Source organism: Amycolatopsis vancoresmycina (assembly GCF_000716785.1).
Classification (GTDB): Bacteria; Actinomycetota; Actinomycetes; order Mycobacteriales; family Pseudonocardiaceae; genus Amycolatopsis; species Amycolatopsis vancoresmycina.
On record NZ_JNYY01000001.1, the window covers coordinates 156,478 to 174,342 of the forward strand.

Genomic DNA, 17,865 nt, shown 5'->3' on the forward strand with positions numbered 1-17,865 from the left:
ACTCTGAACACATCCTGTCCAGGCGGCTGGAGCAACGTCACTCGTCGCCGATTGCCACGCCAGCACGAAGCGCGAACTCGGCAAGCGCGGGCGGGATGTTGCGGTTCATCCGGGCAAGGTCGCGAACCATCGTGTGGACGAACCGGTGGTTGTAGACCTGTTCGGGTGCGACCATCTCGGCATCTTCAAGAAACGCCAAGGCGCGCTCCACATTGCGTCGTTGAGTCCAGGCACGCGCTACGTCAATCAGCAGACGTCCACGTCGTTCGGCGGACAACGCGGAAGCGTCGATTGTGGCAGCACGTCGGATCGCCTCGCCGGCGTCTCCAAGGTCGACGGCCACCGCAACCTCATGGAGAGCGACGTTGGTTGGCCCGAACTCGGTGTGGTAGTCGTTGCGATCTTCGCTGAGCTGGGTAGCGATTTCGCGGGCGCGGTCAAGCTTTCGCCAAGCCTCTTCCGCTCGCTCAGTCCGTGCCGCAACCACAGCTAGCTGCAAAGTGAGCGCACCATAGACGCTAAGCGCTTCCGGGAGACCCTGCTCTACCAACCCTTCTAGGGCGACACTAGCTGTCGTGGCAGTATGTTCCGCCTGATCGAGTTGCTGTGCGCCCTGGAATACGAGGGTCAGCCTGAAGGCACCTTCTGCCATCAGCAAGGGGTCACCTGTGCGCCCTGCGTCAGAAATCGCACGGTCGGCAGCAACCCAAGCTGCGTCGAACTGCTGGAGCTTCGCGAGCGCAGCGGCGCATGCGTGGTAGCTGCGGGCAAGCAGAGCAAAAACCTCGGGCGATTCGTTACCGCCAGCAGCGGCTTCGAGGCGAGGAAGGAGTGTTTCCAGGAGCTCTACCAGCTCTTCGTAGCGCGACTCGTGCGCGAGGTCCCAGACACGGTCTGCGTCGGCGCGGAGTGCTTCCAGGTCCGGCTCGGGTGGGCGTCCGAGCACGGCGCGAAGAGCGAAGTTCGCGCTCAGCAGCAGGCGCAGTGGGGTTGCGTGCGCCGGTCGGACCTGTGCAGCCGCCGTGGGCGCGCTTGGCGCCAGTTCGGCGAGGGGCACTTCCAGCACGGCCGCGATACGTTCCAGGACGTCCAAGCTCTTCGCCGGCCGGACTCCGCGTTCGACCTGTGAAAGCCACGCCTCCGATCTGCTGATCAGTGGCGCAAGTTCACGCTGCGACAACCCCCGGCGACTCCGATGGAACGCGATCTTCCGGCCGAGTTCCGCGTCTGCGTCAGCCATCGGCGGGCAGCCCTTTCGCCGTTGCCGGGGTGACGAACTCGACCCGTGTCGACTTGACGTATCGGTCACGTTCGGCGAGAAACCGCCGCGTGTGCGGCTGGCGCTCATGTTCTTCGAAGGCTTCGCGGTCCCGGTACAGCTCGTAGAAGACGCGGGCGAGTGGGGCGCCTTCGACGTGGTGGGTTGCGTAGACGAGAGTTCCGGGCTCGTGGCTGGCGATACCGCGACCGGTCTCCTCTACCAACTCGTCGAACGCCGCGGCGCGCGTCTCGTCCTGCAGGTCGAACCGGACTACAAGTGCGTACATCGATCTCCTTCGTCGTGGTCTCCACACCATAGTACGTCGCCCGTACATATGTACCAGCAGGGTACGGCTAGTTTGCGCAGGTCAGGACCCTGCGCACCAACTACTCTCCAGTAACTAATAGAAAAGTACTAGACACGTACTTAAGTACCAGTTATCGTCATTGGTGTCGGACCGCTCAGGGTCTGCGTCAACGAGGAGGCGACATGCAGGACATCCCGTTCATCAGCTCGGGTTATCGGTTCATGGTCACCGAGGCTCCGACTATGAAGATGCGCGAGGTGAAGGGGGAGCTGCTCCCGGCGACCGACCGCGAGGGCCGCCCGGCGTTCGTAGTGATGCTGTTCGCGAAGCCGCGTCAGGTGGAGGGGCGCCGGCCGGGGAAGGGCGAGGAGATCAAGGTGACACTCGCGGCGGACCCGGGGGAGGGGTTCGACGAGGGGACCTATGTGGAGTTGATCGACCCGGTGTTGAACACGTGGCAGACGACGGGCGAGGACGGCCGGATCACCGGCTCGGGTCTGTGGTTCAAGGCGTTGGGGCTGAAGCCCGCCGGGTCGGGTGCTGCGCAGCGCGCCGCCTGATGCCGGCTTCATGACCGGTGGGTGACCGGTTCGCGCGGCAACCTCCCCGGCCGTCGCGTCATCACCACCCTGGAGCCCTTCCCAAATAGGTTGGCCGCCCGTTTCGAGTCGGGCAAGGGCACTTTTGCTGATTGACAAATACAGAGTGGGCCGATCCATGCCTGAAACCGCGCTGTTTGTGGCGGCGCGCCTTGATTCCCGGCCGGTCACGCGTCCGGGGGTCTTGGGGTTCTACCACGGAGTTTGCGAGTGGAGAGGAGAGGCGAATGGGTGGGATGAAAGCGATTCGGGGTGGGTTGTCGTCGTATGACCCGCACGGTCCGAAGCGGGGTTCCTGAGACCAAGCATGTCTGTTCGGCGAATTACTGGCTCTCGCCGGCACGAGTCGCTACGTGCCTGGTGTGCGGGTGCCAGTGGAACGAGTGAGGAGGAACAGTGTTGACGTACGTGTTCTGGGCGGTACTGGTGGCGCTGCTGATCTGGGCGGTCCCGGTGTTCGGGATTCTCGCGTTGGTCTCGGGGCTGGCGCTGGCGTGGCGGGCCGGCCGGTGAGCCGCCCGGTGCAGGTCGGTGTGGTCATCCGGATGTTGGCGGCCCGGCTGGAGCGGGAACGGGCCGCTGCGCTGGCGGAGCAGACGGAGGACCTGGGGTGGCAGGCGGGGTTCTGCGAGGGCTTGAAGCACGCGCAGCACGTGATCCGGAAGGGAAGCTGAGATGTCGGAAATCCTGGCGATCATCGAGGCGGCGAACAAGGCGTACCGCGCGTTTGTGGCCACCGGTCCGGATCGGGACATCAAGGTGGCTGTCGGGAACGCGGTGCGATTCCTGGCAGCAGACCTCACTTCGGCGGCTGAGCTGGTCGCCATGACACGCGAAGGGTAAGCGGTATGCAGGAGATTCAGGCCATTATGGACGCGGCCACCGCCGCATTCGAGAAGTTCCAGGGCACCGACGCCCCGGCGGAGGCGAAGCGGCAGGCCGGCCGCTGGGTCGCCGGGATGGTGGGTGAGCTGTCCAACCTGGCGTGGCAGCTGGAGCACAACCGGGGACGGTGGAGCTGATATGCAGATCGCGGCACTGAATCGGCGGGCGCAGGAGCGTTACGCCACGTTCGTGAACAACCTGGACCTGGTCGCCGAAGTCCTGGTCGAGGTCGACAAGCTGATCGACTGCTACGACGAGGACGCGATGGCCGGTTCGTGGACCATCGCCACTCAGGATGAACTGAAGGCGCTGCGGACCAAGGCGTTCGACGAACTCGACCGGCTGCGTCAGCTGGGCAAGAAGCACGAGGCCGAGCTGGTCTCGCGGGACTGGAGGTTCTGACCATGGCACACCAGGTCGACCGAGTCGTCGAGGATCTCGGAAGCGCCCTGAGGCAGCTGAAGGACTCGATGCGCGGGATGCCGCTGCACAAGAACGGGTTCAAGGCCGCGCACGACCGGATGGCCCGTGCGATGGGCACGCTCACCACCGAGCTGACCGACGCCCGCGCGGCCATCAAGCCCTGACCGACAACCGCACATGATCCGTTTCGCACGCGACCGGCCCCACCTCCCACCACGGGACGCGGGGCCGGTCGTGTGCTGTTCGAGAGGACCACCACACGATGAATACCCCCAAGTCGTCCCGCACGGTCGGGACTGAAGTGAAGGCCCTGAAGTGGTTGCTGCGCCACCCCGGCGCCACCGTCGGCCCGGCCGCCGTGCTGGGGTCCGGGCTGGAGCTGGGCTGGAGCGCCACGGGCGGGCTCGCCGGCGGCACGGTCGGCGCGTTGACGTGCTGGTACCGGGCGCACCCGGACACCTTCGACCACTACGCCGCTCCGCGGCTGCGGGCCTGGCGGCGCCGCTGGTCGGTGTATCTGGGGCCGCGGTTCACCCGGGCGCTGCGGGCGTGCGACATGTACGTCACCGACCGCAAGACCGGCGAGGACCTGTTCCCGCGGATCACCCGGCTGCGGTCCTACTCCCCGTCCGTCGACGTCGTCACCCTCGCCCTGGCACGTGGGCAGGGACGCCGCTCGATCGAGGACAACCTGGACCGGCTCGCCGACACGCTGAGGGTGCAGCGGATCGCGTTCGAGCACCCGAAGCCCGGCTACGTCGCGCTGATCATCGAACGCTCGGAGCCGTTCACCGAGACCATCCCGGCCCCGGAGATGCCGGCGGAGCCGGACGCGGTCGACCTGGATGACATCTACGTCGGCGACACCGAGTACGGCACGGACTGGCGGCTGCGGATCCGCGATCACCTGCTCGTGGCCGGCGCGACCGGCGCAGGCAAGAACTCGGTCGTCCTGTCGGAGCTGCGCGGCCTGGCGCCGCTGATCCGGGACGGGCTGGTCCGGCTGTGGGTGTGCGACCCGAAGCAACTCGAGTTCCGCAAGTTCGGCGACGCCGATGTGGCCTACCGCTACGGCGACACCGAGGAAGCGTGCGCGGACCTGGTGGCGGAGTACGTCGCCGATCTGCGTGAGGTGCAGCAGCACTTCGCTCGCACCGGCCGCCGCAAGATCGAGGTGTCGGCCGAGACGCCGCTGAACCTGCTGATCATCGACGAGATCGGCGCGCTGCTGGCCTACGGCGACGGCGCGATCGCCCGCACCCTGCGCAAACTGCTGGCCATCGTCGGTTCCCAGGGCCGCGCGACCGGACATTTCATGACCGCGCTGGTGCAGGAACCCAGCAAGGATGTCGTCCCGGTCCGGGACCTGTTCCCGACCCGGGTGTGCCTGCGCGTCACCGCACAGTCGCACGTGGACATGGTCCTCGGGGAAGGCGCCCGGCTGCGCGGCGCGCTGGCCGATGAGATCCCGAACGTCCCGGACACCGCGGGCATCGGCTACGTGATCCGGCAGCGCACTCGGGTCCCGCAGCGCGTCCGCGCCGCCTACGTCGATGACCGCGAGATCGACGAACTGATCGCGTTCATCCGCTCCAACCGGCCGACCGCTGGGCTGTCGGTGGTGGCGTGATGATTACGACGAACTACCCGGCCGTCGTGCACGCCCCGCACTATGAAGTGCTCATCAGGGACCGACGGGGCTGGCCGGAGCAGACCAATCAACGGCTTTACCGCTCCCTCGCTGATGCGCAGCGCGCGGTGGAATACCTGCCGCTGCCCGGGGATTTCGGCGCTCGCATCGTCACTTACGACGTCGCCTACTACGCCCGCTGCGGGGTGTGCGGCGACTTCGTGGAGTCGGGTGAATGGATCTTCGCTGACTGGCTGGTGCTCGTGCTGGTGGTCGCGGCGTCACCGGGGTGGAGCTGCACCACCGAACAGCTCGTCTTCTGTCCCCAGCACCGACCCGACAGTGAGGACTGACCATGAGCCAGGTCAACTACCCCGCGGTGGTGCACGCCCCGCACTTCGTCGTGGAAAAGCTGACCGCCCGCGGTCGCCTGCAGCGGCTCAGTGCCCGGGTCTACTCCTCCCGCGAGGACGCCGAAACCTGGGCGAGCGTGCTGCGGGGAGCCGGGGACGTGGTGTTCATCACCGAGTACGGCGTGGCCTACTACGCCCGCTGCGTGGTGTGCGGCGAATATCCCGACCACGAGCGTATGCGGTTCGTCGACTGGGCCGAGCTGGTGCAGTACCTCGCGCAGGAACCCGGCTGGCGCAGCACTAGTGAGCAGCTGGTGTTCTGCCCGCACCACCGGCCGGCGGGGGCGACGGAATGACCACCACCGTCGCCTACCCGCTGACCCGGCCCGGCCCGGCCTGGTTCGTCGTCTCCTACAGCGAGAACCTGATCGGCACCGTCATCGACTACATCGAAGCTGTCTACCCGACCGAAGACGCCGCCCGCGCCTGGCTGGCCCGCAACCGCCACGCCGACGCGGACATCGTCCGGGTCGATCTCCTGTGGTCCGCGCACTGCGTCTTCTGCGGCACCACGCCGGATCTGCCACCGCCGGGCCTGTACCGCTCGTGGGAGGAGCTGCGGGACTACCTGCGCAGCGAACCCGGCTGGCACTGCACCAGTGAACAGCTCGTCTTCTGCCCCCACCACCGGCCTTCCGGTGAGGAATGACCATGAGCCACCGGGAGAACTCGCATGCACGCGTGGTGTCTCACTTGGGACGCGCGCTGTCGGAGGCAGCCGGTTGGTGCGACTGGGTCCGAGTGGACGTCGAACATCGCCTCGGGCGAGTCGACGATGTCGGACCGGTCGACGACCCGGAGTACGGCGCAGCACTCGACGCCTTCGGGCTGATCCAGGAAGTACTCGACAAGGTGCGCCGTGTAGGCGCGTAATCAAAGGAGATGCGCCATGTGGCGTCTCGGATTCTTCATGTGGCGGGCCTGGCTCTACATCAAGTACGGCGTCCCGGCCGGCCTCGTACTCTGGCTGATCTACCTCGCTCAGGGCTGGTCGGTGCTGTTCTGGATCGTGGCCGCGGTGATCGGCTGCGTCGGGCTCGGGATGGTGCTGGCGGTCGGCGAGTTCCGTCACCGCGAGTTCGGCGACATCGGACGGGAGCGCATCCGATGACCCGCCGCACCGATCCCAGACAGCTCGGCCTGTTCGGCACCCCCACCCCGGCCCCGGCACCGGTGGCCGGCCGGGTCTGTCCACCCGCCCGCGGACGGCGCAAGACCACCGGGTCGCCGAGCAACCCGCTGGTGGCCAAAGACGTGCTCGCCGACGTCCGGGACGGCAAATTCGGGCTCCTGGACGACACCGACCGCGTCATGGTCATCGACCCGGACGGGCACTGCCGGTTCGCCGGCGAAGAAGACATCGTCGTGCACCTGATGTCCGTCGGCTACGTCGAACGCAGCCCGGCCCGAGAGACGATCTCGTGCCTACACGGTGTCGTCCGCAAACCCGTCCTCCCGCTGCGCCTGACCCACCGCGGACGGGACAAGCTCCAACACTGGTCCAACCTTACGCCGTTTGGAGGCACCTCGTGAACGACACGGACGCGAACATGCGCAAGCTTCAGCGGCTCCAGGCGGAATTCTTCGACGTCTGCCGCACGGGCCAGGACGCCGACGATCGCGGACACGCGACTTTCCTGCGCCTTTCGGAACTGGCCGACGAAATCGCCAGCATCCACGAAGAGGAGTCAGCCGAGTTCCGGCGCCTGGCGGGGCTCGCCCTCGACGGTGCGATGTTCCCCGAACCCTAGCCCTGCAAGGAGGCTCACATGTCCACTACAGACAGTACTAATCGGACTCGTCGGCTGGTGGACACCATCCGGGTCCTGGTCGCCGTGGTTCTCGGCACGATCGGCGCGGCGGCCGGGTTCACCCACACCCACGACTGGGCCGTCCACCACGGACAGCTGGGCTGGATCGCCTGGGCCGACGCGGTCGTGATCGAGGGCATCGTGATCGTGGCCGGGTTCGAGATCCAACGCGACCACCGCGCCGGAGGACCCCGCAAGCTCACCTTTCCGGTGGCGGTGCTGGTGGCCGGGTTCGGGGTGCAGATGGCTGCTCAGGTCGCGCTCGCCGAACCCACCCCGGCCGGGTGGCTCGTGGCCGCGATGCCGGCCCTGGGGTTCCTGGTCGTCGTGAAGCTGCTCATGCGCCGCGCTCCGGCTCCCGCAACCTCAGAACCGGGATCTGAGTCGGAGTCGGAGCCGGTTACCGCGGCCGCCTCTCGCACCGACACCACGCCCCATCCGGAACCGGCCGGGGTGGTCGCTGCAGCCCGGCCCCGGCTCAAGCTCCCCGCGGAGCTGACCAGTCGAATCCACACCGCCGCCGAAACCGCGCGCAACGAAGGCCGGGAGCTGACGATCGAGGAGATCCGCCGCGTCGTCCGCGTCCCCGAACCGATGGCCGCGCAGATCCTCCACGAGCTCACCACCACCTGACCTCGCCGACGCACGTCCCGCCGCGGCGCGGGAGCCCGGCCACTCTCCGGCCTGGCTCCCGCGCCGTTCTTCCTGCCCGCCCGACCGAAAGGCTCCGACATGCTGACGTTGGACGACCGCCTCACCGCTCGCGTCCAGGCCCTCGACTACCAGGACTGGCGCATCAAGGTCCGCGCCGTCAACGGCTGCGCCCGCCCCATCCGTCTCTCCGGCGCCCACCAGCTTCAGGACGACACCACCGGCCGCGTGCTGCACCACCACGGCGGCGACATCTTCGCCCCCTGCGGCAACCGCCGCTCCGCGGTCTGCCCGGCCTGCTCCGACCGCTACGCCGCCGACGCCTTCCACCTCATCCGCGCCGGCCTCACCGGCGGCCACAAAGGCATCCCCGCCTCGGTCACCGACCGGCCGCGCGCGTTCGTTACCCTCACCGCCCCCTCGTTCGGCCCGGTCCACACCGCCCACCTCACGAAGACCGGGAAGCGCCGGCCGTGCGGGTGCGGGGAGTACCACCACGACGACGACACCCGCCTCGGTGGCCCGCTCGACCCCACGACGTATGACTACACCGGGTCGGTGCTCTGGCAGGCGCACGCCGGTGTGCTGTGGCAGCGGTTCACGATGCGGCTGCGCCGGGAGATCGCCAAACGGGCCGGGCTCAAGGCCCGCGAGTTCACCGAACAAGCCCGCCTCTCCTACGGCAAGGTCGCCGAATACCAGCGGCGCGGCCTCGTGCACTTCCACGCCGTGGTGCGGCTTGACGGCCCGGACGGCGCCACGTCACCGGCTCCCCGGTGGGCGCATCCCGGCTTGCTCGAAGACGCCGTCTACGCCGCTGCTGGGGCCGTCCTCGTCCGCACCTGCTACCCGGACGGCACCGAGCTCCCGCTGACATGGGGCACGCAGGTCGACGTCCGCCGGATCGAACCCGCCGGATCGGCTGAGCTGGAAGACGAGAACGGCCAGATCTCCGAAGCCCGGCTCGCGGCCTACATCGCCAAGTACGCCACCAAAGGCACCGGCAAGAGCGAAGCCGCCGACCGGCCCATCCGGTCCCAACTGGACATCGATCACCTGAAGGTCACCGAGCACCACCGGCGGATCATCCAAACCGCCTGGGACCTCGGGGAGCTACCGGCCTATGAGGACCTGAAGCTGCGCCGGTGGGCGCACATGCTCGCCTTCCGCGGCCACTTCCTCACCAAATCCCTCGCTTACTCGACCACGTTCAAGGCCATCCGCGGCGACCGCCGGGCCTTCCGCCTGGCCGAAACGCTCGAACGCCTCGGGCTCACCGAACAGGTCGACTCCATCGCCGTGGTCAACAACTGGCGCTTCGACGGCGCCGGATACCGCGACGACGCCGAACGCGAACTCGCCGCCGGCATCGCCGAACGCATCCGAGACGACCGCAAACACAAATACAGCAGGGAAAACCGCCATGAATGACCGTCTACTCAGCATCGAAGACCTGTCCGCCTACCTCCAAGTCCCCGTGAACACGCTGTACCAGTGGCGCAAGACCGGCAAAGGCCCCGCCGGGTTCCGCGTCGGCAAGTACGTCCGCTATCGACCGTCCGACGTCGACACCTGGATCGACGGACAGGCGGCCTGCTGATGGCGCGCGTGTGGGTGTATGACCGCAGCAAGACCAAGGGGTTTGCCGACTCGGTCAAAGCGGCCAAAGCAAAGGGGCGCACTCCGCCTGCGCGGTGGCTCGTCCGCTACTACGACCGCGCCGGGAAGCTGCGCTCGGAGGTCGCGCCGAACAAGGCCAAAGCGGAGGAACGCCAAGCCGAGCTGACGGCATCGCTGGCGGCCGGCACCTACATCGACCCTGACCACGCCAAGGTGACGGTGGGAGAGATGGCGGAGAAGTGGCTCACCACACGGCACGACCTCAAGAAGTCGACGTGGTGGAAGTACCGTGGCTTGCTCGACAACCACGTGCTGGTGAGGTGGGGCGACTTGCCGTTGACCGCCGTCGGACGCGAGGACATCGCGCTCTGGGTGGCCGAGCTGCTCCGGTCGAAGGGTGACGGAGGTAGCGGACTGGGGCCGTCCCAGGCTCGCCACGCCTACCGGGTGCTCGCGATGGTCCTGGAGTGGTGCGTCCCGACGCGGATCTCGAACAACCCGGCTCGCGGGGTGACCCTGCCGATCCGGCCGGAGGCCGAGCATGTGTACCTGACGTACGAGCAGGTCGAAATGCTGGCAGAGGCGTCCGGGAGGCTGAGGACCAAGTACGACCGGCCGACGGCTTCGGCTGAGGCGAACAAGGCCCTGATCCTTCTCCTCGCGTACACCGGTCTCCGGTGGGGAGAGGCCGCCGCGCTGCGCGTGGGACGGGTCGACCTCGCGAAGCGGCGTATCCGCGTGGTGTCGACGTTCTTCGAGGTCGGGGGAGTGCAGCACGAGGGACTGCCGAAGAACGGCAAGCGGCGGACGGTCTCCATCCCGGCGTCACTGGTATCGGAGCTGCGCCGGGTGATCGGTGGCCGGCCGGACGACGCGCTCGTCTTCACTACTGCGCGAGGTGGCTCGCTGCGCTCGCACAACTGGCGGACGCGTGAGTTCAACCCGGCGGTGCAGGCGGCCGGGCTCGACGTCGCCGGGCTGACGCCGCACAAGCTGCGGCACACCGCCGCGTCCCTCGCGATCGCGGCCGGCGCCGACGTGAAGGTCATTCAGCAGATGCTTGGGCACTCCGACGCCGCGATGACGCTCAACATCTACGGGCACCTGTTCCCGGACCGCCTCGATGAGGTGGCCGACGTGCTCGACGCCCGGCGAACCGCCGCGCTGGCAGGGATGGCCGCCTGATCCGGAACCCCGGGTTGTGTGACACGTATGTGGCATGCCCCGGGGTTCTTGGCGTCCGAAGCATCCCCGGATACGACGAAAGCCACGTCTACCTGCGTAGACGTGGCTTGTCCGTCGGGCTGACAGGATTTGAACCTGCGACCCCTTGACCCCCAGAGGAGGGGAAACCGTCCGGGGGGTCCATAGGTTCCAATCAGTCAGTCGCGTTCCGATCGTACGCCCAGGTCAGGGCCTTGGCTTCCAGCTGGTCCGTTGAGTTCCGTGAGACGTTCGTGAGACGTGAGCGCCTCCGTCACTCCGGACGCTTCGGCAGCTTTGCCTCCGGCTCGCGCACGTACCAGGCCGCGAGCTCGTTGAGCACCTTGGACCGGTCGGATCCGGCCTCGCCGGCCTTCTCGCCGAGGGCGTCCCATCGGTTGTCGGGCATCTTCACGCTGTGCCGGGTGGTCTCGCCCGTGGCCGGCCTGCCGGGCCTTCGCTTCTCGGTCTCCGTCATGGCCGAGACCTTACCGTAGTTTTCGGATGCACGAAAACTGTTGTGATCTTGATCGGAGCTCTGCTAGTTTTCGTATATCCGAAAACCAAGGGAGCGACCGATGGCCACCACCGCGAAGTGCAAGCGCTGCAAGCGAGTTCTCCGCTCGGCCGAGTCGATCGCCCGCGGCTACGGACGCCACTGCGCCCGCGAAGAGGCCGCCCGCCTGGTGCTGGCGAACTACTCGGCCGCCCAGGTCGAGAAGGTCACCCAGCTCCTCGAAGACGGCGGCGTCGCCCGCACGTCGCGCCACACCTTCGAGGTCGTCGCGTCGAACGGGATCCGCCGCTACGAGGTCAACGCCACCACTGCGTCCTGCACCTGCAAGGCCGCGGAGAACGGCAGGAAGTGCTACCACGTCGCGGCCGCGCAGCTGCTCGCCGCCGCCTGAACCACCACCAGAAGGGAACTCCGATGCCCACCGCCGCCCAGCTGTACCCCGCCGAGCGTCTCGCCGGGAAGACCGCCCAGGAGCTTCACCGCCTGATCGACATGGCTGAGTTCGACCTGGCGACCGATACCACCGTCTACGCCGGGATGACGCGCGCCGAGACGGTGGCCACGGCCGAGCAGTCGCTGTGGGACCTCTGGGCCGCCTACAGGCCGCTCCAGCCCCGCCGCTTCCAGCTCGACGGCGACGAGTTCGCTGGCTTCGAGTTCATCGTCGCCTAATTCGTCCGCCCCCCGCAGCGCGCAGGCGCCGACGGCTCATGACCGAGCGGGGAGCACGTACCAACGCAAGGCGGCCCTCGACCGGTGCTGCGAACACCAGCCGAGGGCCTTGATCGGAATCGAGGTCCGACCCATGACCGAGCCTATCGACGTCGACGCGTTCGTCGCGCAGCTGGCCGACGACGAGCTGATCAGCCGCGAGCTGACCGACCTGGCCGAGGCCAAGCCGGCGCCCCGCACGACCACTGCGAGCCTGCTCGACCGGCTCGTCGCCCGCGCGACGGTCGTCGCGCTGGAGTTCCAGCTGCGCGGCCTGTCCCTGGTCAGCAACGGCGACGAGTTCGAGGAAGCCCTCTACGCGACCTTCGAGGAGCTGAAGCTGGAGCTCCCCGAGCAGGCTGCCAAGCCCTGCGCCATCGACCTGATCGAGAAGCACTTGCACCTCTACGCCCCTCAGCCCGGCGACGACGAGCTGCTGCGCGAGATCGAGCGGCGGCTGTGGGACCAGTGACCCTGGCCGGCCGGGTGGTGCCGCAACCACTGCCCGGCCGCCTGGCCTGTAACGCGCGTGATGATCGGGACGACCCGGGGGACATGAACCGTCTCGCCCGCCTTGTGGTCGTCGCCGCGTCCGCGCTCCTCGGTCTGGTCGCGCTCCTGCTCCTGCTCGTCGTGCCGGTCAAGATCACGTTCGACGCCGGCCAAGGCCTCGAGGTGAACTGCGGGACCGCGTTCAACGCCCACCCGATCTCCCTCGCCTGCCCAGACGCCCAGTCCACCCGCCAGACCTGGAGCTTCGGACTCCTCGCGTTCAGCGTGGTCGGCTTGGTCGGCGGGCTGGTTGTGCCGCGGGTGCTGTCGCGCCGGTAGGCTGGTTTCACCTCTTCGCGGAGGGAGCGCCCCCGGCTGATCACCGGGGGCCACGCGAAGAGCCTCCGCGAATGAGGGTCCGATGGCCGAGTCCTTCGGCGCCGCCCTGCTCCGCCTACGAGAGGCGGCTGGGCTGTCGCAGCGCAAGCTCGCGCGCGCCGTCCCCATCTCGCAGTCCGCGCTGTCCCGCTACGAAGCCGGCCTGCAGCGTCCCGACGAACGCACCGCCGCACGGCTCGACGACCTCCTCGCCGCAGGCGGCCGGTTGCTCGAGCTGTGGCCGTCGCTCGGCACCGAGACGCTGAGCCCGGCCGAGGAGGAGCGCCTGGCCGACGCCGCCGACCACCCGCGGCGAGTCGACGCGGCCGCACTTGACTCGCTCGCTGGCGTGCTCACCGCTGTCCGCCGCCTGGAGGACGAGACCAGCTCGGCGCACGTGATCCCGATGGTCGATGCTCAGCGCGAGCTCGCCCGCCAGTTCGCCGCCGAGGCACGCTCGGCGATGCGGCCGGTCGCGGTCGGGCTCCTGTCCGAATTGGAGCAGTATCGCGGGTGGCTGGCCATTCCCGGGCAACGGTGGGAGCAGGCGCGGCAGCACCTCGACCGCGCCGCCGTGCTCGGAATGGAGGCTGACGACCCGCTGCGGCTGTCCACGGCGCTGTCGTTCTCTGCGTACGGGGCGATCCGGCGCCACGACCTGAGCACCGCCGACGCGCTGTCGGAGGCCGCCCGGCGGGACACCCGCGTCCACATCGGGCTCCGCACGTACGAGACGTACCAGCGCGCCGAGGTCCTCGCCCGCAACGACGAGCGGGCCGACGCTGTGCGGCTGCTCACCGAGGCAGACGGCATGGTCGACAAGCTGCCGCCCGCGGACGAGTTGCCACCGTCCGGCTACTGGTACACGCCGGCGTTCTTCCTCGGCCAGCGCGCGTTCGTGCTGCGCGCCCTCGGCGACGAGTCCGGCGCCCGCCAGGCCGCGCGTGACTGCCTGGCCGAGATGCCGCCCGAGTGGACGACGTCCGAGTGGGCCGCGCGCCGCCGGGAGCTGGCTGACGCGAGCTGATGCGCATCACCATGCGCATCGCACAACCCCTTCACTCCGCGTAGTTTCCGCACGACGATCGGGGTATGGCTTCTCGGGGATGGCAACGCGAACGCGTGGTGTGGACGGTCGACACAACCGGCACGCAGGTGGCGGTGACCACCGGTGTCACTACCGACCAGAACGGGCGGCTTGTCGGCGTGCTCGCCATCGGCGACGGCCCCTCGGCGGTGCTCGACCGGCAGGGCAACGGCAGCGTCCAGGTGAGCGTCAACGCGCTGCAGACGTTGCTCGACGTGGAGGAGCTGCAGGCCCTCGCTGAGCGTGCACATCGCCGGGGGCCGCGGTGACGGCGCGCGCACCGAAGCGGAACCGGCGACGACACAACGCGGACGACGAGAACGGGGTCAGCCCGCTCACCTTGTTCAACGCTTGGCTGAGGGGCGCTCCGGGGTTCACGCGTCCGGCTCCCCCGGCCGGCCCGCCGCTTCCGCTGAGGTTCACGTGCAGGGACTGCGGCAGCCTCCTGAACCTGAACCTCAAGCGCACCCACTCGTGCCCGGCTGGCCGCTGATGGCCGTGTCTGGGAAAGGCGCCGAGGGACTCGACACCGCCGCACGAGCGATGGCTCGGGAGCACGCGGCCCTGATCCGGCAGCGGGAACGCGCCACCACCACGAGCAGCCCGGCCGGCGCGGAGACACCCCCGAGTCCCGCGCCCGGCCGGGCCCCCACCGACTAGCCGCTCAGGGTGTCCTTCGTGTACGCCTGTGCCTGGTCCAGCCACGCGAGGTAGAGCGTGCGGTTCGGCGCAAGTTCGTCTCGCACGCGCGCGAGACCAGCGTCGGTGAGACCGAGTATCAGCCGTCCGGCGGTGATGGCCAGGACGTACCCGTCGGCGCCGAACGCCTCGTCCGGATGGACTCCGTAGGTGCTGCGGAACTCCTCCACGGCCGTCGCGTGCGCTGGCGAGTCAGGGGCGAGAATGCACTCGGGGTCGATCTTGTAGCTGCGCATGGTCACCTCCCGAACGCGACCTGGACGTTGCCGCCACCGTCGACCCGAACCCACTTACGGATCATCTCCTGCATATCGCGGTCCCCGCCGGTGATGTTCAGCGTGATTTCGACCTTGGACGTCGTGGCCGAGGCCGGACCGCTGGGTACCGCAGGTGGCGCGGCGCTCGACGTCGGGCCCCACGCGGACGAGAAACCGGCGCTGCCGGTCGCCATCCCGCTGCCGGCGAAGCCGTTCACGCCGTTGTTGAGGTCTTCCAGCAGCGGCCGAAACTTCCGGGTCTGGCTGGCCCGGACGACGAACTCGCCCGCCGAGCCGCGGAACAGGCCCGCCGACGACATCGCTAGGAGGCTGTCGGACGTCCCGGTACCGGCGCCCTGCATCAGGCCGCCCGCGGTCACGTCCAAGGCGCGGAAGCCACCGCCAGCGAAGCGGGGCACGGACATGATCTGGCCGCCCCCTGCGTAACCGACCATGCCGCCCTTGGCGCGGGCGACGTACGGACCGGTGATGCTGGCGCCCTTGCCGCTGGTGCCGTAGGCCGTTTCCACGGTGATCCTGACCGTTTTGCTGTGCAGGGCGTTGATCTGCTGCTGCACGTACTCGATCTGAGCAGCGGCCCGGCCCGCGTCGGTCGAGATGCTGACGAACTTCCCGTTCGGCAGCCGGTACACGGCGTTCCCCGTCCCGTCGATCGCGACCGTGACGCCCGCGGCCTTGGCCTCGGTCGCGCTCATCCGCCCGATCGTCTCCGCCAGCGACGCCGGCAGCGTGCCGCGGAAGGTGTTGGCCAGCTCGACCGCCCGCGAGTTCATGGCGGCCATCCCCTCGGCGTGCTTGCCCTCCGGCGTCGCCGCCTGCGAGTGCGCCTCCGTGTTCTTCTCGACCGCGGAGAGCTCGGCCTGCCACGCCTGCTCCAGCCGGAACAGCGCCGCGGCCTTGTCGTCCTCCTTGCCGCTCTTGAGGGCGGTGTTGTAGTCGTCGAGCGCCTGCTTCGTGTTCATCTGCGCGCCACGCAACCCGAGGGACGCGTTGACCTGCTCGTAGATCGACTGGGTGTGCTCGGCGGTCGCGTCGCGAGCCTTGATCTGCGCCTCAGCCAGCCCGGTCAGCGCGCCCTCGGACTGCAGGTAGGACTCGTAGGCGGCCTTCTGCTGCTGGATCTGCGCGCCGATCGCGCCATTGGCGTTGATCACCGCCGCGACGCCGTTTTTCGTGGCGTCGCCGAGCATGGCCGCGACCTCGGCACCGCGGCCGCCGGCCTGGCTCATCTCGTCGTAGTTCTTGCCGGTGGCCAGGGCCTGGCTACCGAAGTCCTTCAGGGCGTTGCGGTCCTGGTCGGTGAGGTAGACGGACTTGGCGATCTGGTCGAGCCGGGCGCGGGCCGAGTAGTTGAGCCGGTCGTAGGCGTCGGTGTTGCCCTCGATCGCGAGCTTTGCGTCGCCCATGTTCCGGCCGAAGCTGGCGAGGTTCGCGGCCGCGTTCTTCGTTGTGAGGGCGTCGATGTTGGCCTGCTTGGTGTGCTCACCCAGGACGCCGCCGTCTTCGCGGATCGCGGCCGTGAGGCGCTGCACTCCGGCGGCGTGCTCCGCGGCGTACCGCGCGGCGACTTCCTGCTCGTGGCCGAGGACGCTGAGGCCCAGGCCGAGCGCGCCGACGGCGAGCGTCGCCGGGTTGAGTCCGCCTTCGGCGAGGCCCATGATCGTGGTCTTGAGCTTGCCGCCGACGCCCTCGGCAGCCTTGATCTTCCCGCCGAGCCCTTCGAACGCGGCGCCGGCGTCCAGCCCGAACTTCGACGCGACCATCGACGTCGCCCCGAGCGTGCCGGCGAACTGCGTGACGCCGGGAGGCAGCGTCGACACCAGCGACGAGACTCCGCGCAGGACGGTCGCGAGGCCGGACCCGGCGGAGGTGAAGCCCTGCAGGAACCCCATCGCACCGGAGCCCTGGGCGGTGAGGTCGACCAGGCTGCCGGTCACCTGGTCCACGACCACGTCGAGCGACCGCAGCGGCCCGGCGCTGCCGTTCGCGAGGTTCGCGAACAGCGTGCCGAGGCGGCCCTCCAGCTTGCCAACGGTGCCGCCGAGGATCATGAGGCCCTGCCCGGCGCCCTCCGACCCGGCCGACACGTTGGTGAAGAAGTCGCCGAGCCCCTTGCCCGCCTGCGAGGAGAACGAGTGCAGCCCGCGCAGCGCGGGCTCGGAGGACTTGACCGCGGTGACCATGCCGGGCATGGCGTTCTCCGCGAAGTCGGTGACGGCCCCGGTCAGCTCGTGCACGGCAGGCGCCGAGCCGGCCATCGCGGACTGGATCTGCGGCCGCAGCCGGTTGAACGACGCGCCAAGCTGGTCAGCCGCACCGGATACCGGCCCGGCCAGCACGTCGGCCATCGCCTGCGTGTCGCCGACGACGCGGTTCTTCAGCGCCATGAACGAGCCCTCGACCTGCGCGTTGCCCTTCAGCGCGGCCGCGCCGACGCCGGCGAACAGGAGCGGCACGGCGGCCAGCGCAACCCCCGCGCCTGCAGCACCGGCCCCGGCCGCAGCGGGGAGCCCCACGGAGAGGGCCGTGAACTTGGCGGCGTCGAACGCGTTGTTCGACCGCTTCGCCACCCGCCCCATCTCGTCCTCAACGGACTTTCCGGCCCGGCGGCTCTTGTCGCGCAGGCCTTTCTCCAGGCCGTCGCCCGCGGCCTGGCCGGCCTTCTCGCCCGCGGGGCCGAGCTTGCCCTTGAACGTGCCCTCGAACTCGGTGCCCGCCTGTTCACCGGCCCGCTTCGCCTTGTCCTTTGTGGACTTGGCGAACCGGTCGCCGTCCTTGTCGTCCCAGTGGACTTGGATTCGCACGTCGTTGCTCACGCCGTCCGCCCTTCTTCGGTGGTCAAGTGAGGCCGTGCGGCGCGGCTGCTGACCTGGTGGTTTTTGTCCCGTCTCACGGGTTTC

The 17,865-nt window shown here is 68.8% G+C and carries 29 protein-coding genes; 24 read left to right on the forward strand and 5 right to left on the reverse strand.

The window, feature by feature from the left end:
• Positions 1-37: 37 nt before the first annotated feature.
• Together OO60_RS45675 and OO60_RS00650 are read right to left on the reverse strand one after the other, a co-directional pair.
• A complete protein-coding gene (locus tag OO60_RS45675; RefSeq protein WP_081655685.1) occupies positions 38-1,240 on the reverse strand; it encodes a helix-turn-helix domain-containing protein in 1,203 nt (400 codons plus the stop codon).
• Positions 1,233-1,547, reverse strand: coding sequence for a putative quinol monooxygenase (locus OO60_RS00650; protein ID WP_003055765.1), 315 nt, complete (start codon positions 1,545-1,547; stop codon positions 1,233-1,235). Before OO60_RS00650 ends, OO60_RS45675 begins: the two co-directional genes overlap by 8 nt.
• A 203-nt stretch (positions 1,548-1,750) precedes the next feature.
• Between OO60_RS00650 and OO60_RS00655 the strand changes: the two genes are divergently transcribed.
• The 18 genes from OO60_RS00655 (at position 1,751) to OO60_RS00725 (ending at position 10,785) form a co-directional block, all read left to right on the forward strand.
• On the forward strand, positions 1,751-2,128 hold the full coding sequence (locus OO60_RS00655; RefSeq protein ID WP_003055767.1) for a hypothetical protein: 378 nt from the start codon (positions 1,751-1,753) through the stop codon (positions 2,126-2,128).
• A gap of 560 nt (positions 2,129-2,688) precedes the next feature.
• Positions 2,689-2,841: a hypothetical protein gene (locus OO60_RS00660; protein ID WP_155848800.1), complete on the forward strand. Its 153-nt coding sequence runs from the start codon at positions 2,689-2,691 to the stop codon at positions 2,839-2,841.
• A gap of 1 nt (position 2,842) precedes the next feature.
• On the forward strand, positions 2,843-3,010 hold the full coding sequence (locus OO60_RS46250) for a hypothetical protein (RefSeq protein WP_155848801.1): 168 nt from the start codon (positions 2,843-2,845) through the stop codon (positions 3,008-3,010).
• A gap of 26 nt (positions 3,011-3,036) precedes the next feature.
• The gene (locus OO60_RS46255; protein ID WP_156081288.1) at positions 3,037-3,189 is read left to right on the forward strand and encodes a hypothetical protein; all 153 of its coding nucleotides are present in this window, start codon (positions 3,037-3,039) and stop codon (positions 3,187-3,189) included.
• Position 3,190: 1 nt separating this feature from the next.
• On the forward strand, positions 3,191-3,454 hold the full coding sequence (locus OO60_RS00665; RefSeq protein ID WP_003055770.1) for a hypothetical protein: 264 nt from the start codon (positions 3,191-3,193) through the stop codon (positions 3,452-3,454).
• A gap of 2 nt (positions 3,455-3,456) precedes the next feature.
• Complete coding sequence (locus tag OO60_RS00670) at positions 3,457-3,639, forward strand: hypothetical protein (RefSeq protein ID WP_003055774.1); 183 nt, start codon at positions 3,457-3,459, stop codon at positions 3,637-3,639.
• Positions 3,640-3,776: 137 nt separating this feature from the next.
• A complete protein-coding gene (locus OO60_RS00675; RefSeq protein ID WP_003055777.1) occupies positions 3,777-5,105 on the forward strand; it encodes an FtsK/SpoIIIE domain-containing protein in 1,329 nt (442 codons plus the stop codon).
• A complete protein-coding gene (locus tag OO60_RS00680) occupies positions 5,105-5,458 on the forward strand; it encodes a hypothetical protein (protein ID WP_003055780.1) in 354 nt (117 codons plus the stop codon). The genes OO60_RS00675 and OO60_RS00680 overlap by 1 nt, the downstream gene beginning before the upstream one ends.
• Before the next feature lie 2 nt (positions 5,459-5,460).
• On the forward strand, positions 5,461-5,814 hold the full coding sequence (locus OO60_RS00685; RefSeq protein ID WP_003055783.1) for a hypothetical protein: 354 nt from the start codon (positions 5,461-5,463) through the stop codon (positions 5,812-5,814).
• Positions 5,811-6,167: a hypothetical protein gene (locus tag OO60_RS00690; protein ID WP_003055787.1), complete on the forward strand. Its 357-nt coding sequence runs from the start codon at positions 5,811-5,813 to the stop codon at positions 6,165-6,167. The genes OO60_RS00685 and OO60_RS00690 overlap by 4 nt, the downstream gene beginning before the upstream one ends.
• A gap of 2 nt (positions 6,168-6,169) precedes the next feature.
• Complete coding sequence (locus tag OO60_RS00695) at positions 6,170-6,391, forward strand: hypothetical protein (protein ID WP_003055790.1); 222 nt, start codon at positions 6,170-6,172, stop codon at positions 6,389-6,391.
• 16 nt (positions 6,392-6,407) lie between these two features.
• Positions 6,408-6,629 (forward strand): hypothetical protein, encoded by a 222-nt coding sequence (locus OO60_RS00700; RefSeq protein ID WP_003055793.1) that lies wholly within the window; start codon positions 6,408-6,410, stop codon positions 6,627-6,629.
• On the forward strand, positions 6,626-7,051 hold the full coding sequence (locus OO60_RS00705) for a hypothetical protein (protein ID WP_003055795.1): 426 nt from the start codon (positions 6,626-6,628) through the stop codon (positions 7,049-7,051). The genes OO60_RS00700 and OO60_RS00705 overlap by 4 nt, the downstream gene beginning before the upstream one ends.
• Positions 7,048-7,269, forward strand: a complete 222-nt coding sequence (locus OO60_RS00710) for a hypothetical protein (protein WP_003055800.1) — start codon at positions 7,048-7,050, stop codon at positions 7,267-7,269. The genes OO60_RS00705 and OO60_RS00710 overlap by 4 nt, the downstream gene beginning before the upstream one ends.
• Positions 7,270-7,287: 18 nt before the next feature.
• Entirely contained in the window at positions 7,288-7,962 is a 675-nt protein-coding gene (locus tag OO60_RS00715) for a DUF2637 domain-containing protein (protein ID WP_051767609.1), read from the forward strand.
• Between the two features lie 99 nt (positions 7,963-8,061).
• Positions 8,062-9,411, forward strand: coding sequence for a replication initiator (locus tag OO60_RS00720; protein WP_003055804.1), 1,350 nt, complete (start codon positions 8,062-8,064; stop codon positions 9,409-9,411).
• Entirely contained in the window at positions 9,404-9,580 is a 177-nt protein-coding gene (locus OO60_RS45680) for a helix-turn-helix transcriptional regulator (RefSeq protein ID WP_081655686.1), read from the forward strand. Before OO60_RS00720 ends, OO60_RS45680 begins: the two co-directional genes overlap by 8 nt.
• A complete protein-coding gene (locus OO60_RS00725) occupies positions 9,580-10,785 on the forward strand; it encodes a tyrosine-type recombinase/integrase (RefSeq protein ID WP_003055807.1) in 1,206 nt (401 codons plus the stop codon). The genes OO60_RS45680 and OO60_RS00725 overlap by 1 nt, the downstream gene beginning before the upstream one ends.
• 292 nt (positions 10,786-11,077) lie before the next feature.
• Here the strand turns inward: OO60_RS00725 and OO60_RS00730 are convergent, their stop codons facing one another.
• Positions 11,078-11,281, reverse strand: coding sequence for a hypothetical protein (locus OO60_RS00730; protein ID WP_003055809.1), 204 nt, complete (start codon positions 11,279-11,281; stop codon positions 11,078-11,080).
• Positions 11,282-11,381: 100 nt separating this feature from the next.
• On the opposite strand from OO60_RS00730, the gene OO60_RS00735 reads away from it, so the two are divergent.
• From OO60_RS00735 to OO60_RS00760, 6 genes are all read left to right on the forward strand, one after another.
• Positions 11,382-11,711 carry a DUF6011 domain-containing protein gene (locus tag OO60_RS00735; RefSeq protein WP_003055810.1) on the forward strand — a complete coding sequence of 110 codons (330 nt, stop codon included), beginning with the start codon at positions 11,382-11,384 and terminating at the stop codon, positions 11,709-11,711.
• A gap of 23 nt (positions 11,712-11,734) precedes the next feature.
• Positions 11,735-11,992 carry a hypothetical protein gene (locus tag OO60_RS00740; protein WP_003055813.1) on the forward strand — a complete coding sequence of 86 codons (258 nt, stop codon included), beginning with the start codon at positions 11,735-11,737 and terminating at the stop codon, positions 11,990-11,992.
• Between the two features lie 133 nt (positions 11,993-12,125).
• Positions 12,126-12,503 carry a hypothetical protein gene (locus OO60_RS00745; RefSeq protein WP_003055818.1) on the forward strand — a complete coding sequence of 126 codons (378 nt, stop codon included), beginning with the start codon at positions 12,126-12,128 and terminating at the stop codon, positions 12,501-12,503.
• An 83-nt stretch (positions 12,504-12,586) separates the two neighbouring features.
• Positions 12,587-12,862 carry a hypothetical protein gene (locus tag OO60_RS00750; RefSeq protein ID WP_003055819.1) on the forward strand — a complete coding sequence of 92 codons (276 nt, stop codon included), beginning with the start codon at positions 12,587-12,589 and terminating at the stop codon, positions 12,860-12,862.
• 82 nt (positions 12,863-12,944) lie between these two features.
• A complete protein-coding gene (locus OO60_RS00755; RefSeq protein ID WP_003055821.1) occupies positions 12,945-13,928 on the forward strand; it encodes a helix-turn-helix domain-containing protein in 984 nt (327 codons plus the stop codon).
• Positions 13,929-13,993: 65 nt separating this feature from the next.
• Positions 13,994-14,257, forward strand: coding sequence for a hypothetical protein (locus OO60_RS00760; protein ID WP_033260604.1), 264 nt, complete (start codon positions 13,994-13,996; stop codon positions 14,255-14,257).
• A 387-nt stretch (positions 14,258-14,644) separates the two neighbouring features.
• On the opposite strand, the gene OO60_RS00765 is transcribed toward OO60_RS00760, so the two are convergent.
• Both OO60_RS00765 and OO60_RS00770 read right to left on the reverse strand, forming a co-directional pair.
• Positions 14,645-14,923 (reverse strand): hypothetical protein, encoded by a 279-nt coding sequence (locus OO60_RS00765; RefSeq protein ID WP_033260605.1) that lies wholly within the window; start codon positions 14,921-14,923, stop codon positions 14,645-14,647.
• Positions 14,924-14,925: 2 nt separating this feature from the next.
• Complete coding sequence (locus tag OO60_RS00770) at positions 14,926-17,781, reverse strand: hypothetical protein (RefSeq protein WP_033260606.1); 2,856 nt, start codon at positions 17,779-17,781, stop codon at positions 14,926-14,928.
• Positions 17,782-17,865: the final 84 nt, after the last annotated feature.

Bases quoted from the DNA above. Each gene is read 5' to 3' on its own strand.
- OO60_RS45675 (WP_081655685.1), bottom strand. From the start codon at position 1,240: ATGGCTGACGCAGACGCGGAACTCGGCCGGAAGATCGCGTTCCATCGG.
- OO60_RS00650 (WP_003055765.1), bottom strand. From the start codon at position 1,547: ATGTACGCACTTGTAGTCCGGTTCGACCTGCAGGACGAGACGCGCGCC.
- OO60_RS00655 (WP_003055767.1), top strand. From the start codon at position 1,751: ATGCAGGACATCCCGTTCATCAGCTCGGGTTATCGGTTCATGGTCACC.
- OO60_RS46250 (WP_155848801.1), top strand. From the start codon at position 2,843: ATGTCGGAAATCCTGGCGATCATCGAGGCGGCGAACAAGGCGTACCGC.
- OO60_RS46255 (WP_156081288.1), top strand. From the start codon at position 3,037: ATGGACGCGGCCACCGCCGCATTCGAGAAGTTCCAGGGCACCGACGCC.
- OO60_RS00665 (WP_003055770.1), top strand. From the start codon at position 3,191: ATGCAGATCGCGGCACTGAATCGGCGGGCGCAGGAGCGTTACGCCACG.
- OO60_RS00670 (WP_003055774.1), top strand. From the start codon at position 3,457: ATGGCACACCAGGTCGACCGAGTCGTCGAGGATCTCGGAAGCGCCCTG.
- OO60_RS00680 (WP_003055780.1), top strand. From the start codon at position 5,105: ATGATTACGACGAACTACCCGGCCGTCGTGCACGCCCCGCACTATGAA.
- OO60_RS00685 (WP_003055783.1), top strand. From the start codon at position 5,461: ATGAGCCAGGTCAACTACCCCGCGGTGGTGCACGCCCCGCACTTCGTC.
- OO60_RS00690 (WP_003055787.1), top strand. From the start codon at position 5,811: ATGACCACCACCGTCGCCTACCCGCTGACCCGGCCCGGCCCGGCCTGG.
- OO60_RS00695 (WP_003055790.1), top strand. From the start codon at position 6,170: ATGAGCCACCGGGAGAACTCGCATGCACGCGTGGTGTCTCACTTGGGA.
- OO60_RS00700 (WP_003055793.1), top strand. From the start codon at position 6,408: ATGTGGCGTCTCGGATTCTTCATGTGGCGGGCCTGGCTCTACATCAAG.
- OO60_RS00705 (WP_003055795.1), top strand. From the start codon at position 6,626: ATGACCCGCCGCACCGATCCCAGACAGCTCGGCCTGTTCGGCACCCCC.
- OO60_RS00715 (WP_051767609.1), top strand. From the start codon at position 7,288: ATGTCCACTACAGACAGTACTAATCGGACTCGTCGGCTGGTGGACACC.
- OO60_RS00720 (WP_003055804.1), top strand. From the start codon at position 8,062: ATGCTGACGTTGGACGACCGCCTCACCGCTCGCGTCCAGGCCCTCGAC.
- OO60_RS45680 (WP_081655686.1), top strand. From the start codon at position 9,404: ATGAATGACCGTCTACTCAGCATCGAAGACCTGTCCGCCTACCTCCAA.
- OO60_RS00725 (WP_003055807.1), top strand. From the start codon at position 9,580: ATGGCGCGCGTGTGGGTGTATGACCGCAGCAAGACCAAGGGGTTTGCC.
- OO60_RS00730 (WP_003055809.1), bottom strand. From the start codon at position 11,281: ATGACGGAGACCGAGAAGCGAAGGCCCGGCAGGCCGGCCACGGGCGAG.
- OO60_RS00735 (WP_003055810.1), top strand. From the start codon at position 11,382: ATGGCCACCACCGCGAAGTGCAAGCGCTGCAAGCGAGTTCTCCGCTCG.
- OO60_RS00740 (WP_003055813.1), top strand. From the start codon at position 11,735: ATGCCCACCGCCGCCCAGCTGTACCCCGCCGAGCGTCTCGCCGGGAAG.
- OO60_RS00745 (WP_003055818.1), top strand. From the start codon at position 12,126: ATGACCGAGCCTATCGACGTCGACGCGTTCGTCGCGCAGCTGGCCGAC.
- OO60_RS00750 (WP_003055819.1), top strand. From the start codon at position 12,587: ATGAACCGTCTCGCCCGCCTTGTGGTCGTCGCCGCGTCCGCGCTCCTC.
- OO60_RS00755 (WP_003055821.1), top strand. From the start codon at position 12,945: ATGGCCGAGTCCTTCGGCGCCGCCCTGCTCCGCCTACGAGAGGCGGCT.
- OO60_RS00760 (WP_033260604.1), top strand. From the start codon at position 13,994: ATGGCTTCTCGGGGATGGCAACGCGAACGCGTGGTGTGGACGGTCGAC.
- OO60_RS00765 (WP_033260605.1), bottom strand. From the start codon at position 14,923: ATGCGCAGCTACAAGATCGACCCCGAGTGCATTCTCGCCCCTGACTCG.